General features: G+C 39.6%; 13 protein-coding genes. 8 read left to right on the forward strand and 5 right to left on the reverse strand.

What is annotated here, in order from left to right:
- Positions 1-74 precede the first annotated feature (74 nt).
- From MTP09_RS06470 to MTP09_RS06485, 4 genes are all read right to left on the reverse strand, one after another.
- The gene (locus MTP09_RS06470; protein WP_243551286.1) at positions 75-2468 is read right to left on the reverse strand and encodes a 3-hydroxyacyl-CoA dehydrogenase/enoyl-CoA hydratase family protein; all 2394 of its coding nucleotides are present in this window, start codon (positions 2466-2468) and stop codon (positions 75-77) included.
- A 9-nt stretch (positions 2469-2477) separates the two neighbouring features.
- A complete protein-coding gene (locus MTP09_RS06475) occupies positions 2478-2930 on the reverse strand; it encodes a MarR family winged helix-turn-helix transcriptional regulator (protein ID WP_243551287.1) in 453 nt (150 codons plus the stop codon).
- 162 nt (positions 2931-3092) lie between these two features.
- Positions 3093-4016 (reverse strand): ABC transporter ATP-binding protein, encoded by a 924-nt coding sequence (locus MTP09_RS06480; RefSeq protein ID WP_243551288.1) that lies wholly within the window; start codon positions 4014-4016, stop codon positions 3093-3095.
- A gap of 214 nt (positions 4017-4230) precedes the next feature.
- Positions 4231-5202 (reverse strand): iron ABC transporter permease, encoded by a 972-nt coding sequence (locus MTP09_RS06485; RefSeq protein ID WP_243551289.1) that lies wholly within the window; start codon positions 5200-5202, stop codon positions 4231-4233.
- Between the two features lie 128 nt (positions 5203-5330).
- On the opposite strand from MTP09_RS06485, the gene MTP09_RS06490 reads away from it, so the two are divergent.
- On the forward strand, positions 5331-6089 hold the full coding sequence (locus MTP09_RS06490; RefSeq protein ID WP_243551290.1) for an NHL repeat-containing protein: 759 nt from the start codon (positions 5331-5333) through the stop codon (positions 6087-6089).
- A gap of 41 nt (positions 6090-6130) precedes the next feature.
- Complete coding sequence (locus MTP09_RS06495) at positions 6131-6379, forward strand: hypothetical protein (RefSeq protein ID WP_243551291.1); 249 nt, start codon at positions 6131-6133, stop codon at positions 6377-6379.
- Positions 6380-6489: 110 nt separating this feature from the next.
- Here the strand turns inward: MTP09_RS06495 and MTP09_RS06500 are convergent, their stop codons facing one another.
- On the reverse strand, positions 6490-7062 hold the full coding sequence (locus MTP09_RS06500; RefSeq protein WP_243551293.1) for a TlpA family protein disulfide reductase: 573 nt from the start codon (positions 7060-7062) through the stop codon (positions 6490-6492).
- Between the two features lie 32 nt (positions 7063-7094).
- Here MTP09_RS06500 and MTP09_RS06505 point away from each other — a divergent pair, with 32 nt between their 5' ends.
- The 6 genes from MTP09_RS06505 to MTP09_RS06530 all read left to right on the forward strand — a co-directional run bounded on the left by MTP09_RS06505 (position 7095) and on the right by MTP09_RS06530 (position 12454).
- Positions 7095-8222, forward strand: a complete 1128-nt coding sequence (locus tag MTP09_RS06505) for a 2Fe-2S iron-sulfur cluster-binding protein (protein ID WP_243551295.1) — start codon at positions 7095-7097, stop codon at positions 8220-8222.
- Positions 8223-8281: 59 nt separating this feature from the next.
- Entirely contained in the window at positions 8282-8839 is a 558-nt protein-coding gene (locus MTP09_RS06510) for a SanA/YdcF family protein (protein WP_243551608.1), read from the forward strand.
- An 84-nt stretch (positions 8840-8923) separates the two neighbouring features.
- Positions 8924-9541: a uridine kinase gene (gene udk / locus MTP09_RS06515; protein ID WP_243551297.1), complete on the forward strand. Its 618-nt coding sequence runs from the start codon at positions 8924-8926 to the stop codon at positions 9539-9541.
- Between the two features lies 1 nt (position 9542).
- Complete coding sequence (locus MTP09_RS06520) at positions 9543-9896, forward strand: FtsB family cell division protein (RefSeq protein ID WP_243551300.1); 354 nt, start codon at positions 9543-9545, stop codon at positions 9894-9896.
- A gap of 188 nt (positions 9897-10084) precedes the next feature.
- Entirely contained in the window at positions 10085-11254 is a 1170-nt protein-coding gene (locus MTP09_RS06525; RefSeq protein WP_243551302.1) for a methylmalonyl-CoA mutase family protein, read from the forward strand.
- 48 nt (positions 11255-11302) lie between these two features.
- Positions 11303-12454 carry a class I SAM-dependent methyltransferase gene (locus MTP09_RS06530; RefSeq protein WP_243551304.1) on the forward strand — a complete coding sequence of 384 codons (1152 nt, stop codon included), beginning with the start codon at positions 11303-11305 and terminating at the stop codon, positions 12452-12454.
- The last annotated feature ends 21 nt before the right edge of the window (positions 12455-12475 follow it).

The following is a 12475-nucleotide window of genomic DNA, read 5'->3' on the forward strand; positions in this document are numbered from 1 at the left end:
TAGAGACAAGAGATTTGAGACTGTATTTGTTGACTTTTTGTAAGTCTCGTGTCTCCAATCTCTCCGTCTCTTGTCTAATTCCTCAAAGGTTTTCCGTTTTGAAGCATATACTGAATTCTCTCTAAAGTTTTTCTTTCACCGGTAAGTGACAGGAATGTTTCTCTTTCAAGGTTCAATAAATACTGCTCAGTTACTAAAGTCGGCTCGGAAAGGTTTCCTCCAACCATTACATATCCTAATTTATCGGCAATTTTCTTGTCGTGTTCAGAGATGTAATTTCCTGCAAGCATTTGGTCGGTTCCCACATAGAACATCCCTAAAGCATCTTTACCAAGAACAGTTACTTTCTGCTCGATTGGTTGTGTGTAACCCTGTTCTGCAAGCAGTTTCGCAACTTTCTTCGCTTCAGCAATCTGACGGTTTTTATCTACCACCACAATGTCTTTGTGCTGCTCCAGAATTCCCATATCATAAGCTTCGTAAGCGGAAGTCGCTACTTTACCCATTGCGATATTCATAAATGCGTCGCGAAGTCTGTTCGTTTTCACGTCATCTTTGTTGAATTCGCGGGAAGTTCTTAAAGTAAGCTCTTTAGTTCCACCACCTCCAGGAATTACACCAACTCCGGTTTCAACCAGTCCGATGTAAGTTTCTGCTGCAGCGACCACTCTGTCGGCGTGCATCGTCATTTCGCAACCACCTCCTAAAGTCATTCCGAAAGGTGCAACCACCACCGGAATAGAGGAGTAGCGAACTCTCATCATTGATTTTTGGAAGTAAGCAATTGCCATATTCAGGTCGTCCCAATCTTGGTCAATCGCCATCATCAGAATCATTGCTAAGTTTGCTCCAACAGAGAAATTTGCACCCTGATTTCCGACAACTAAACCGTCGTATTCTTTTTCTGCAAGGTCAATCGCACGGTTCAGTCCGTCAAGAACGCCACCGCCAAGTGAATTCATTTTGGAACGAATTTCAAAGTTGATGATTCCGTCGCCCAAATCCTGAATTGCAGATTCGGAGTTACTCCAAAGTGTTTTATCTTTTCTGATATTATCGAGGATAATGAACGCATCCTGTCCAGGAATATCAGCATAATCAGATTTTGCTTGGTCAAAGAAAATTTTGTGACCTTTTTCGTTTACTTTATAGAAAGACTCAACGTTTTTCACCCAATCTGAAACTTCGTAACCGGCTTCTTTAGCCAGTTCTGCACCTTTCTGAACACCAACGGCATCCCAAATTTCGAAAGGCCCGTTTTCCCAACCAAAACCTGCACGCATGGCATCGTCGATTTTGTAAACTTCATCAGAAATTTCAGGAACTTTATGAGAAACATAAGCGAACAAAGCTCCAAGAGATTTTCTGTAAAGGTCTCCGGCTTTGTCTTTTCCACCGATTAGAACTTTGAAACGGTCAATCGGTTTATCAATGTTTTTCGTCATTTCCAGGGTAGGAAAGTTGGATTTGCCCTGAAGTTCGTATTCCATCGTATCTAAATTTAGACCGTGGATTTCGGATTTTCCTTCAGCGTTTTTCACTTTTTTGTAGAAACCGCCATCTGTTTTTGAACCAAGCCATTTATTATCCACCATTTTTTGGATGTAATCCGGCAATTCAAAAACATTATTGAAATTGTTAGCTTCAGCACCGCTTCCGTGAACGCCTTTCGCCACCATTACTAAAGTATCCAAACCAACCACATCCGCAGTTCTGAAAGTCGCCGATTTCGGACGGCCAATTACAGGACCTGTTAATTTATCAATATCGGTAACAGAAAGTCCAAGATTTTTCACTTCGTGAAGAAGGTTCATCATACTGAAAACCCCGATTCTGTTGGCGATAAATGCAGGCGTATCTTTTGCAAGAACCGTAGTTTTACCCAGCATTTTAGCACCATATTCCATATAGAATTTAGCGATTTCAGGATCGGTATCTTTGGTTGGAATTACTTCAAGAAGCGGTAAATATCTTACCGGATTGAAGAAGTGCGTTCCAGCGAAATATTTTTTGAAATCATCGCTTCTGCCTTCCACAAGCATATTAATCGGAATTCCGGAAGTGTTGGAAGATACCAAAGTTCCCGGCTTTCTGAACTGCTCAATTTTTTCGTAAACCGACTTTTTGATGTCGAGCCGTTCAACCACTACCTCAATAATCCAGTCGGTATTTTTGATTTTCGGTAAATCGTCATCGAAGTTTCCAACGGTGATTCTGTCGGCAAATTTTGGCGTGTAAAGCAGGGCAGGACTTGCTTTTTTCAGTTTCTCAAAGTTTTCGGAAGCAATTCTGTTTCTTACGGCTTTGTCGTCTTTGGTAAGACCTTTTTTCTGTTCGGCTTCGGTCAATTCGAAAGGCACGATATCGAGCAAAAGCACCTGTACGCCAATGTTGGCGAAGTGCGCCGCAATACCGGAACCCATAATTCCTGAACCGAGAACGGTAACGTGTTTAATACGTCTTTTCATTATGATTTTTTATTTTTTTTGATTCAGATCGTTTGCAATTTTCAGGATGTCGCTCATCACTTCCTTAAAGATTTCCAGTTTTTCGGGAGCGATTTTGTCCATCACTTTTTTGTTGAAGTTTACAACCACTTCCTTCGAAAGGTTGCGGGAATTCAGGCCTTTGTCTGTCAGTTTGATAATCACCTCGCGTTTGTCGTTGGTGGTTTTTTCTTTGTAGATGTAGCCGTTGTCCTCCAAAAGTTTGATGATCCTGGTTAAAGAAGTTGGCTCAATCGCCATTTTTGGACCGAGGTTGGTACTTCTGGTTCCTTCTTTCGGGTCGATTTTTAAGAGTGTAAGTGCCTGAACAGCGGTCGCGTCGTGATCCTGTGCCATTTCTGAGTACATTTTCGAAACAGCGAGCCAGGTAGATTTTAGAATTAAGTCGATGTTCTCAACTTTTTCAGAATTTTTCTTTTCCATAACTTACTTAATGTGGTTCAGACAAATATAACAAAAAAATACTATGCATGCATAGTATTTTAGTCTGTTGAGTTAATAGATTGATAATCAGAAAAATAATTGATATGATTCACATAATTCTATGCATGCATAATACTTTAAACGCTATCTGTAAATGTAGATTTAATGGTAGTTTTCAATTAAATCTGCAATTTCTTTAAAGGAACCACATTTTCTTTGGGAATTGTCGATCCAAATCTCCCAAAAACCGTCCTTAAACTCAAAATTTAAGGAAGAGAGATTTTTTTTGAAGTTTTTTTGAAGAAAAGAGTACAGCATTTCCTTCTGTAAAACCGGAGCTGAAATCTTCGGCGGAACGAAATCTTCATTGAAATGAAACAGCTTCGGATTCAGCAGTTCATCGTGACCAATTAGAATATCTTCCGTAATTCCTGATGAAAGTTGTAAGTCCTTGATAAACCAAATCTTGTCGGAAAATTCCTTTGCCAAACGCCAATCGTGAGAAGAGAAAAGAATGAGTTTATTCTGAGTTTTTGCGAGGGTTCGAAGGAGCTTCAGGATGATGATTTTGTTTTCCTCATCAAGATGAGTCGTGGGTTCATCCAGAATAATCATCGGCGAATTCTGCGCTAAAGCCCGACCGATAAAAGCTTTCTGCAAGTTTCCATCCGAAAGTTTCTGCAAAGGAAAATCTTTATACTGACTTAAATTCAAGTCGATGATGATTTCTTCAATTTCTGATTTGTCCTCTTCATTTAATTCAAAATAATATGGATAATGAATGTATTTTCCGAGCGAAACGAGATCTCTTAAAGTATAATTTGCGGGAACTTGCGCTTTAGAAAAAACTACGGCAATCTGTTCGGCAATCTCCTTGTTGGAAAGTGTTTTGACGTTTTTACCATTAACAGAAATATCTCCATTCAAAACAGGTATTTGGTGGAGTATGGATTTGATCAAAGTGGTTTTGCCGACGCCGTTGTTTCCGATGAGAAGGCCAACTTCACCCAGATCCATAGAAGCATTCACGCCTTTAATTAAAGGAGTTTTGTAGCCGATGTCTGTATTTTTTAACTCTAAAAACATTTTTCTCACAGAGATTTTCACATATTTTTATCTTTATTGAAGTAATCTTAATATGCTTGGTACTGACTGAATTAATGTAAATATCGTCAATACGATGACTGAATTAATATAAAATACGTCATTATGCTGACAGAATTTTCAAAACCTATTCAAATATTAACACAAAATCTTTTGGTTAACCTCCAAAACTTGGCTCTTCCGATAGCTATCGGAATTACTTGGCTCTTTTTGTGAGCATCATCAGTATCACCGGAATTCCAAACAGCGATGTAATCACATTCAGCGGAAACTGCGTGAGTTCCGAGATCACCGAAAAAACCTGCATAATCAGAATTCCCAAAATCATATTCAAAATCCATTGCTGCCACAGTTTTGCCGGGTTATAAATCATCCTGCTGAAATGCGGTACCACAATCCCAATAAACAGGATCGGTCCCAGAAAAGCGGTGACAGAAGCCGACAGCAAAGATGATGAAATAATGACAAGGAATTTCAGGTGCTGAAGATTCACGCCCAAACTTTGCGCATAAGCCGAACCTAAGGAATTTCCGATCAATGGCTTTATCGTTTTGAAACTGAGTAACAATCCAAAAACGACAATAATTGCCAATACCAAAATCTGGTTTCTCGACACTTGGTTATTTGCCCCGAAACTCCATAAGATATAGTTTTTTAAACTCTGATTTTCCGCATAAAACTGAAGGATCGAGACCACCGCTCCCGCCAAAGCCGAAACCAGAAAGCCGAAAATTATCAGAAAACTTTTGTCCTGAAACCGATTCGAGAAAGCAAGCAAAACCACCATCAACAAAAACGCTCCGAGAATTGCCGAAAAACTCAGGAAGCTGTTTTGCAAGAATTCTGGCAGCACGAAGTCCCTCGAAAAGAAGATGTAGAAAGCCACGCTTAAACTCGCGACCGAAGTAATTCCCAAAACCGACGGACCCGCCAGAGGATTCTGAAAATATTCCTGCAAAAGAAACCCCGAAGTGGGAATCGAGATTCCCGCCAAAAGCATCACCAAAACGCGGTTGATGCGCAGCCCGGCAATTTGTGAGTTTTCAGCTGTTGACGAAAGAAAGTCCTCAACTTTCAAATCAATGAACCCTGTGTTTAAGTTGATGAAAACAACAACGACGCACAGCAAAAATAATGCAAAACAGTATTTTGTAAATTTATTATTCATTGAAAAAGATGGCGTCTTATGGTTTTTTGCATTTCACTTACTCAACCTCGCAGGTAAATGATTTGCGATTTAATAGATGGGGAAACGGATATAATTTCGTGTCAAAATTAACAATTAAAATAATTATTATGAAAACGAAAATCTATCTGTTTGCTGCAATCGTATCAGCAATAATTTCAATGAAGGCACAGATCCATCCCGGGAATTCATTAGTTGTACCTGAGTTTGGTACCGGGCTTAGTAAGACTTATGTGTCAAATGGTGCTTTTCAAGTAATTGCAAAACCATATTTTACGATTAACTTGAAAACAGTTCCAAATAGTTTAGCGACCAATGCAGGTCCTAATACTGTTGCGATGTACAATAATGATTTATTTGTAAGCTTGTCTCAAGCCAATCAGCGGATTTATAAGTTTCCGAACTATGGTCCAGATCCTGTACAGTCGATCGCCAATGTTTCCCAGGTTACTAATCTTTCGTCGGATTACGTCGGGATAGCTTTTGATTCGATGGGGAACCTCTATGCTTCAGAAGGACCGGCTTATCTGAATACAAATATTTATAAATATACCATTGCAGACAAGTACGCCACAAGAGTTAATTTAGGAAACGGTGGAGTCACTTCTTATTTCTCCAATATTACTTTTGACGCGGCAGGAAATCTTTGGGCAAGTGATTATCTCAATAACAGAATTGTGGCTATAAAAACCGCAAATCTTAACACGGTCGGTGCACAGATGCATTCGTTCTACACCAATTCTTTAAGTTGGGCAGCAAATGGAGGAGTTGCATCAAATGACGACGTGAATCTTAAGTCAAAGAATATTGTCAGATTGTTTAATTTGCCGGAAGGTGTGGCTTTTGATAATCAGGGAATTTATGGGTAGCCAATAACAGTGATAATACTGTAAATGCCGCAGGAACTATCGTGAAGATTACCCCAACGAAACTTAATCAAATTTTAGCGGTAAACGGCGGCATTTCGGCTCTCCCTAATGAAAGTAACTCTGCAACTGGTTTCTATATATGGAATTTGCCCAATGGACCCAACGGACATCCAAAACTGGGAGGTATGCAAATCGACAAAGCCAAAGCGAGACTTTATGTGAGCGATCAAAATAACGGATCAGGGATGTGGTTTCGATCAGCAGATTGGCATTTTTCAACAGTTCTGTAGAATCACGGGTCATCTCGAACCATTTTTGCGATTAGGTTTTCACGCTCAAAAGCAGACCGATTACGGTCAGGAAAATTAGTTTTTTCATGGTGTCAAAGTTTTTTTTGGTGTTATTTCATTGAGTTCAGTTTTTCTTCCAGCATTTCCTTGCTCATCATTCCCACGGTTTCATCGGTTTTGTCACCTTTTCTCATAAAAGTGAAAGGGATCGATCCACCGTCCCACTGTTTGAAATTGGCGTGGAAGAATTCTGGAGTGACCTTCATTCCGTCCAAAAGGATGATGTTGTTGGAAAGTCCCTGTTCTTCGCCAAAATTCTTCACCTTCGTGTTCCAGTCGTTTTTGTCGTCCAAACTGATGAAGGTAAATTTCACCGGCTGCGATTTCAGTTCCTGCATTTTTTCTTTGAAGTGGGGGATTTCGCGCATACACGGACCGCACCACGTCGCGAAGAAGTTGGTCACATAAAGCGTGTCGTTGTTTTGTTTAGCCAGGATTTTGGAGGTTTCTTCGGGAGAAACTTCTACGGCTTTAAAGGGAATTATTGCTTCAGAGGTTTCATTCGATTCTGAAACAGTTACGGAATCTTCAGTTTGTGCTTCGGTATTTTCTTCAATTTTCGATTCTTTTTTACAAGCCGAAAACATCGCCAAAACCATTGCTCCCAAAATTACTTTTTTCATTTATTTTTTATTATTTTTGAATGTTAAATCTTATGGAAAAACTTCTGCCGAAAGCAAAACAGCAAAAATTTCATCTGCTAAAATTAACCAAAAAGCAGCAACTGACCAAAAACACTTTTTCACTGGAATTCGAAATTCCAGAAAACCTGAAGCAGGAATTTCGTTTTGATGCGGGTCAATATGTCACTTTGAAATATCCGTCGAAAGGCGAGGTTTATCAGAATGATTTTTCGATGACTTCTGCGCCGTATGAAGAAAAGCTGACTTTAGGAATCAAAATCAATAGTGAAGAGAGCTCTACCAACGATTTGTTCCACGGTTTCGAACCTGGTCATCTGGTGGAAGTTTCGGAACCGAAAGGAAGATTTACTTTGACATCGAAACCCCACGAATTCCGCACCATCATTGGTTTTGCGGGTGGAATCGGGATCACTCCGCTGCTCAGTCATTTTAAGAATATCCTGCACAACGAACCGAGAACACGGCTCTACCTGTTCTACGGAAATACGACCAAGGATAATGTTCCCTTTAAGAAAGAGATTGATGAATTGGTTGAAAAAAACAAGTCGCGTTTTGAAGTTCATTATTTTTATTCAAGAGAAAAAGTTGGGAATGCCTTTTTGGAAGGACGGCTGGACGAAAAAAAACTGCACCTCATTATCAATCAGCTGATGATGATCGACGATACTGATGAAGAGGTCACTTTGTGGGATTCTGTGGACGAGGTGCTGATTTGCGGAAAAGGGGAGATGATTAAATCTCTCGCAAACGCTTGCTACAACAACGGAATTCCGAAAAAGAACATCCACTTTGAACTGTTCGAGGAGTATAATGAAGACATTTATTCGCAGGAAAAAGAATTCCCTTTAGTTGAAGACATTGCGGTTGATTTTAAGATATTCAACAACCGTTATCAAACCTCGTTGAAGGATAATAAAATGAGGTTGCTTCAGCAATTATTGATACAGAAATTTCCTGTTCCGTATTCCTGCAAATCGGGAATTTGCGGCAGCTGCGAATGTGTTCTGGAAGAAGGGGAGGTAGAACTTTTAGAAAACGAATACCTCACCGAAAAAGAGGAAAAATCAGGAAAGATTTTGGCGTGCATGTCGGTAGTTTTGAGCAAAAAAATAAAGGTAAATTTTGATCTGGATTCTTGAAGAAAATTTTAGACATATTAAAATCATTTTTCAATTTGGTTGAAATCGGGATTTTGCTGATGATCTTGGCAAATATCTGGGTTTTCGCGTTGACCAACGGTAGAACCTACACCAAAATTTCTAAGATTCCGCCGAGAGAAACTGCACTGGTTTTGGGAACTTCGCCGAAAATGAAATCGGGGCTTTCCAATCCTTACTTTACGTCGAGGATGAATGCCACCGCATTGCTTTACCACCACGGTAAAATCAAGAAAATCATTGTGAGCGGTGAAAAAAGCGCTGGTTACGACGAACCTGCCGCGATGAAGAATTTCCTCGTCTATCAGGAAGGAGTTCCCGAAAATATTATCATTGAAGATCCGAAAGGTTTCAAGACCCAGATCAGCATCAAAAACTGTTTGGAGGTGTACAAACAAAATGACGTGATTATCGTTTCGCAGGGTTTCCACAATTTGCGGGCACTTTTTTATGCGAGAAACAGCAATATGAACGCGCTCGGTTTTGATGCGCAGGATGTGTCGGCAAACCAAAGTTTCTACCGAAACCAGTCGCGGGAATTTTTGGCAAGAGTGCTTGCAGTGGTGTATTACGTCTTCAACATCGAGCAGCACAGTTAAAAACCCAATTTGTTTGATGATGATTTTTAACATTAAATAAAGCGGAAATTCAATCTAAATATTATCTTTGTAAAAAAGTAAAATATGCTCGTCATCGGAATTGCAGGCGGAACTGGATCGGGAAAAACCACCGTGGTCAACAAAATTTTGCAACAGTTGAATACTGAAGGCGTGAATGTCCTTTCCCAAGATAATTACTATCATGACAATCAGCACCTTACGCTTTCTGAAAGAGAAATGCTGAACTACGACCACCCGAAATCCATCGACTTCGATCTTCTGATCAAGCATGTGAAAATGCTGAAAAATGGCGAGACCATCAATCAACCGCTGTATTCGTTTGTGACGCATTCCAGAACCGGCGATCACGTTGCAGTGGAACCGAAAAATGTTCTGATTGTTGAAGGAATTCTGGTCCTTACCAACAAAGATCTTTTGAAAGAATATGACTTGAAGGTCTTTGTGCACGCTGATTCCGACGAACGCTTAATCCGCAGAATCCGTCGCGACACGCAGGAAAGAGGGCGAGATCTGCAGGAAGTTCTTCACCGCTATCAAACGACGTTGAAACCGATGCACCTGGAATTCATCGAGCCGTCGAAAAACGAAGCCGACCTGATTGTTCCGAATATGAAGCAGAATACGGTCGCTATTGATTTTCTGTCAACCGTCATCAACAACACCCTGAAAAAATCACACTGAAATGAAGGAATTAATTAAGGACATCCAGCCCAAAACTCCCGCATTTAAATTCGTGCGAAAGTACTTTCTGAACAAATACTTCATCACCATTTTCCTTTTTTTGGTGTGGATGATTTTTTTCGACAGCACCTCGTTTCTCGTGATTAATGAGATGAACGGCGAGATCAACAAGTACGAAAAACAACTCGCTTACTACAAATCCGAATACCAAAAGAACGACGAGTTCTATAAAAAGCTGATGAACAACAAATCTGAAAAAGAAAAGTTTGCCCGAGAAAATTACTTCATGAAAAAACCAAACGAGGAAATATTTATCCTTGTCGTGGATTCAAGCAATATTAAAAAGCAGAAATAATTTCGCGTGAATAGTGAATTGCTTCGCAGCGAATAGTGAATTTTCCTTCGGAAGTCAATGGTGAATTTTGAAATGTGAAGCATTCACGAACTCAAAAAAAAAAAATAAATAAAATTGTGAGTAAACTTGAAACTTGAAACTTGAAACTTGGAACTCGAAACTCGAAACTTGAAACAAAAAATAGGGATATGTTCAGTAAGGTAAACTTTTCCGATTGGGAAAATTTGGTTCAGAAACAGTTGAAAACCGAAGATATTTATGCCACCCTCTCCAAGGAAAATTTAGAGGGGATTTCGGTGAAACCTTTTTACGATACGGTTTCGAAACCATTGAAGAATATTCCCAAAATCGAGGAGTCCACACAGTTGGTTGCCAAATACAATGAGGATTTGGAGGATGATGTTTTCGCTTTTCTCCTCAACGAAAATGTGGAAGACCTTTTCGAAAAGGTAGTTTACGTAAACAATAAGGATTTGGTGGAACATATTTCGATTGACGAAAACAACCGCTATTTCTCGCTGATCGATATTTTTTCTGATGATCTTGAAGGAAAAATCAATAAGCAGCTCGGGAAAGAACTTCTCGCCAAAAACTTCGAAAGAAATATCTGTGTCGATGTTTCACTCCACCAAAATTCGGGAGCCGCGATCTATCAGCAATTGGGAATCGCTTTGGCGAAAACCAAGGAATTGACCGAAATTTTCGGGAAAGAAATTCTAAAAAACATTATTTTCCGATTTGCAGCGGGTGGAAATTACTTCTTCGAGATCGCAAAAATAAGGGCGTTTAAATTATTGTTCAACCAGCTTTCAAAAGAATTTGGGATGGATGAGGTTCCGTATATTTTTGTGGAAACCTCGATGCGAAACAAATCTAAAAACGACGCCGAAAATAATCTGATCCGTTCAACATTGGAGCTTTCCGCAGCAATGATTGGCGGCGCAGACGCTGTTTTCGCCAATGACTTCAAAATCGGTTCAGAGAATTCGCTTTCCGAAGAAATTTCATTTAAACAACAGATTATCCTTGCTTACGAAAGCATCATCAATGTTTTTGACGACGCTGGAAACGGAAGTTACTATATCGAAAACATCACCCAACAGTTTGCCGAAAAATCCTGGAAACTTTTCCTTGAAATTGAGGAAGCAGGTGGTTATTGCGAACTTCTGAAATCGGGACAGGTGCAAAAGAAAATCTACGAACACGCGATCGCTGAACAAAACTGGGTGGAAGATGGCAAACTGAAACTGATCGGCCTAAACCTTTACCCAAAACTGGAGAAAACAAAATCTGTGGAAGAGCTGTATTCTGAAAAAGAAATCCGAAAAGTTCGGTTGGCAGAAATGTTTGAGGATTGAGGTTCGAAGACCGAAGATAGTCATTTTCATAAAAATATTCGTGCATTCGTGGCAAAAAGCATTCTGCATCCAGTGGTACAACAATTCATTAATGCAAATCTAAACACCGATTTGCATTCTTTGTTATTGAAGAAATCACCGTTTCCGGAAGTTTCAATGCAGGAGATTGTTCAGCAGATTAAAGGCAGAAAAGTGGCGGCGAGAAAGTTTCCGTTTCTGCTGAAAGGGGATATTGTTTTTCCGCCCAATCTCAATTTGGAACAGGCATCATCGCAATCCACAGCGGAATTCAAAGCTCAAAATCTGAAGGGAAGTCAATTTCTCGATCTTACTTGCGGTTTCGGGATCGACGCTTTTTTTCTGTCTAAGAATTTTGAGGAAGTTACTCTTGTTGAACAGAATCGGCAACTGCTTGAAATTGTAGAACATAACTGGAAAGTTCTCGGAAGGAACGCAAATTTCATTAATGAAAATCTTGAAGGATTTCTACTAAACAACAAGGAGAAATATGACATGGTTTATCTTGATCCCGCGAGAAGGGACGCCCATAAAAACAAGAAATTCCTGCTTGAAGACCTTTCGCCAAATCTGCTTGAAATCAAGAATGAACTGTTCAAGATTTCTGAACAAATCATCATCAAACTCTCGCCACTTATCGATATTTCCTATTTGATTTCGACGTTAGAAAATATTTCGAAAATCGAAATTATCGCCGTGAAAAATGAAGTGAAGGAGTTATTGGTATTCATCCACCCGAAAATTAATAGTGAGGATGTAGAAATTTCTTGCGCTAATCTTGAGAGTGAGGATTCGCTTTTCTGCTTTAATTATAAGGAAGAAAAATCTGCAACCGCAACTTTTTCCGAACCGCTGAAATTCATCTATATTCCGAATAACTCCGTATTGAAATCGGGTGCTTTCAATTTGATTTCGGAACAATTTGGGTTAATGAAACTTCATCCCAACACACATTTTTACACCTCCCAAAAAATGTTGCAGGAATTTCCAGGGAGAGTTCTTGAAGTGGAAACCGTTGAGTCAAAGGAGATTAATAAGGGAGAGAAGTTCAATATCATCTCTAAAAACCATCCGTTAACTCCCGATGAAATCAAGAAAAAATACAAAATTTCAGACGGTGGAAACCGATACCTGATTTTCACGCAGTCGCAGAAGGGGAAACTCATTTTGAGGTCGAAATAGAATTTGTGCAAAACTTTTGCT

Source organism: Chryseobacterium suipulveris, assembly GCF_022811685.1.
Lineage (GTDB): Bacteria > Bacteroidota > Bacteroidia > Flavobacteriales > Weeksellaceae > Kaistella > Kaistella suipulveris.

Excerpts from the sequence above, each read along its gene's own strand:
- MTP09_RS06470 (WP_243551286.1), bottom strand. The coding sequence starts at position 2,468 with ATGAAAAGACGTATTAAACACGTTACCGTTCTCGGTTCAGGAATTATG.
- MTP09_RS06475 (WP_243551287.1), bottom strand. The coding sequence starts at position 2,930 with ATGGAAAAGAAAAATTCTGAAAAAGTTGAGAACATCGACTTAATTCTA.
- MTP09_RS06480 (WP_243551288.1), bottom strand. The coding sequence starts at position 4,016 with ATGTTTTTAGAGTTAAAAAATACAGACATCGGCTACAAAACTCCTTTA.
- MTP09_RS06485 (WP_243551289.1), bottom strand. The coding sequence starts at position 5,202 with ATGAATAATAAATTTACAAAATACTGTTTTGCATTATTTTTGCTGTGC.
- MTP09_RS06490 (WP_243551290.1), top strand. The coding sequence starts at position 5,331 with ATGAAAACGAAAATCTATCTGTTTGCTGCAATCGTATCAGCAATAATT.
- MTP09_RS06500 (WP_243551293.1), bottom strand. The coding sequence starts at position 7,062 with ATGAAAAAAGTAATTTTGGGAGCAATGGTTTTGGCGATGTTTTCGGCT.
- MTP09_RS06505 (WP_243551295.1), top strand. The coding sequence starts at position 7,095 with ATGGAAAAACTTCTGCCGAAAGCAAAACAGCAAAAATTTCATCTGCTA.
- MTP09_RS06510 (WP_243551608.1), top strand. The coding sequence starts at position 8,282 with ATGATCTTGGCAAATATCTGGGTTTTCGCGTTGACCAACGGTAGAACC.
- udk (WP_243551297.1), top strand. The coding sequence starts at position 8,924 with ATGCTCGTCATCGGAATTGCAGGCGGAACTGGATCGGGAAAAACCACC.
- MTP09_RS06520 (WP_243551300.1), top strand. The coding sequence starts at position 9,543 with ATGAAGGAATTAATTAAGGACATCCAGCCCAAAACTCCCGCATTTAAA.
- MTP09_RS06525 (WP_243551302.1), top strand. The coding sequence starts at position 10,085 with ATGTTCAGTAAGGTAAACTTTTCCGATTGGGAAAATTTGGTTCAGAAA.